Source organism: Mesorhizobium sp. M5C.F.Ca.IN.020.29.1.1 (genome assembly GCF_003997375.1).
Lineage (GTDB): Bacteria > Pseudomonadota > Alphaproteobacteria > Rhizobiales > Rhizobiaceae > Mesorhizobium > Mesorhizobium wenxiniae.
On record NZ_RZSW01000751.1, the window covers coordinates 1 to 2,311 of the forward strand.

The window sequence follows — 2,311 nt, forward strand, 5'->3', positions numbered from 1 at the left end:
CCCTTGCCGTAGGCATATGGCCCGCGGCATCTAGTACGGCGCGGACGACGATCTCACGCGCGGCGTCCAGCCGGTATTCGGCGCTGCCGCGGACATCGCCGATCGGCGACAGCTCGTCCATCGGTGCGGACTGGATCGCGGTGGCGAGAGCGTGGTCGACCGGGAGCCCCCGCAAGGCTGCTTCGACGCCCAAGAGACGCTTGGCGACAACGGAGCAGGAGCCGACGGCGACGGCAGCATTGCCGACGATGCCGCCCTCAATCGTCAGGCAGGCGGCCGCCATGGCTATGGAAATGACGAGATAGCGACGCGCGCCGAGTTTTACGAAAGCCGACGCCCCGGTGGCCGCGTTTTTCGGCACGCGGATGGCGGTGACCATTTCGCCCGGCTGCAGTTCCGTGCGGCGGTTTCCCAGGATGAACTTTTGCAGCGGCAGATGGCGGACCATCGCCGTCGAGCGCAGTTCGACCTCGGCGTCGAGAATGAGCAGAGCCGGCACGCCATCGGCGGCCGGGGAGGCATTGCAGAGATTGCCGGCGATGGAGGCGACGTTCTGGATCTGCACGGACCCGACTTCACGCGCCGCCTGCTTCAGCGCATCGAAAGCCGCCGGCAGCGGATGACGGACAAGATCAGTCCACGTCGTGCGCGCACCGATGACCCAATGGTCCTCGGTTTCGGCGATACCACGCAGCGCCGCCAGACCGTTGATGTCGAGGACATTCTCGCGGAAAGGCTTGGCCCCTTGTGCCGGGTAAAAATCGGTGCCGCCGGCAAGGATGCGCCACGAAGCCTCGCCAAGCAAAGCGAGAGCCTCGTCGACGGTGGTGGGTTTCGCGTAACGGATCACGCTTTGCCTTCCCAGAAATAGGAATCCTTCCGGCACTCGGGCCGGTCAAATTCATTCGTATGCAAATGATATCAACCCGGCAAGATTTGTCAAAGCCAGAGTTTGGGGCCGCTCTCCGCCTCGGCGCGGCGGCACGCATTTTGTTATACCGTAGGAGGTTGACGCAGCCGGCCATCTGGTCGAGTTTCTCATCCGGTCGCGTCAGCGGCATTTTTCGGTGGAGCCTGGCTTCGAACACCGGATTCCACGTTTCGGCAGACTTCCGGTTCGGGTCATGCCTCCGGACAAACAAGAGGGAGGCTCCATGGCCGACGAAGCGCTTGTCATCATCGACCTGCAGAACGATTTCTGCCCGGGCGGCGCGCTGGAGGTTGCCGGCGGCGACGAGATCGTGCCGCTGGTCAACGACCTGATCCGGCGGACCGAACATGTCGTGCTGACGCAGGACTGGCATCCCGCCGGCCATTCGAGCTTTGCCTCCAGTCATCCCGGCAAGAAGCCGTTCGAGACGATCGAGATGCCTTACGGCCAGCAGACGCTGTGGCCGGACCACTGTATCCAGGGCAGCCTAGGCTCGGACTTTCACTCCGGCCTCGCCTGGACCAAGGCCGAACTGGTCATCCGCAAGGGCTTCCGGCCGGCGATCGACAGCTATTCGGCCTTCTTCGAGAACGACCATACGACGCCGACCGGTCTTGCCGGCCATCTTAGGGAGCGCGGCATCGAAACGCTGACCCTGGTTGGTCTCGCGACCGATTTCTGTGTCGCCTTTTCGGCGCTCGATGCGGTCAAGCAGGGCTTCCACACAACAGTGCGGCTCGACGCCTGCCGCGGCATCAATCTCAACGGGTCCGTCGAGACGATGCTGAATCGGATGCGCGATGCCGGCGTGACGCTGGCTTGAACGTCACCAATCGCATCCGACACAATTCCAGAGGGGGCTTTATGCGGTTTGCGGCGGCTTTGACGGCGGGCGCAGTGGTGGCAGTCGCAACCCTGTTTCCGGGAATAGCGCTCGCAGCCGAGGCCCACAAGTTGCCGGGCCAAACAATGTCGCTGTGGTGGGCGCTGCCCTTTGCCGGCCTGCTTCTGTCGATCGCCACCGGACCATTGCTCTTCCACCGTGTCTGGGAGCATCACTACGGCAAGATCACCTTCTTCTGGGCGGCGCTCGCGGTCGTGCCGCTGGCGGTGGCGTTCGGCATGCCTTCGGCAACAGAGGCGGTATTGCACGCACTGCTGACCGAATACATGTCGTTCATCATTCTTCTGTTTGCGCTGTTCACCATTTCAGGCGGCATCCTCGTCGCCGGCAACATCCATGGCACGCCGCTGGTGAATGCCGGATTGCTGCTGATCGGGGCGATGCTCGCCTCAGTCATCGGCACGACCGGCGCCTCGATGATCCTGATCCGGCCGATCCTGCGCGCCAATGACAACCGGGCGTTCAATGCCCATGTC

Annotated in this window: 3 protein-coding genes; 2 read left to right on the forward strand and 1 reads right to left on the reverse strand. The window is 63.3% G+C overall.

Translation table 11 applies throughout. The annotated features are described in order from the left end of the window. The coding region (locus tag EOA85_RS33065; RefSeq protein WP_164760052.1) for a xanthine dehydrogenase family protein subunit M at nucleotides 1–850 on the reverse strand (850 nt) is incomplete at its 3' end. A 304-nt stretch (nucleotides 851–1,154) separates the two neighbouring features. Here EOA85_RS33065 and pncA point away from each other — a divergent pair. Both pncA and EOA85_RS33075 read left to right on the forward strand, forming a co-directional pair. Further along, the gene (gene pncA / locus EOA85_RS33070) at nucleotides 1,155–1,754 is read left to right on the forward strand and encodes a bifunctional nicotinamidase/pyrazinamidase (RefSeq protein ID WP_127212513.1); all 600 of its coding nucleotides are present in this window, start codon (nucleotides 1,155–1,157) and stop codon (nucleotides 1,752–1,754) included. A 41-nt stretch (nucleotides 1,755–1,795) separates the two neighbouring features. After that, nucleotides 1,796–2,311: sodium:proton antiporter (locus EOA85_RS33075; protein WP_206523434.1), on the forward strand; the 516-nt coding region annotated here is incomplete at its 3' end.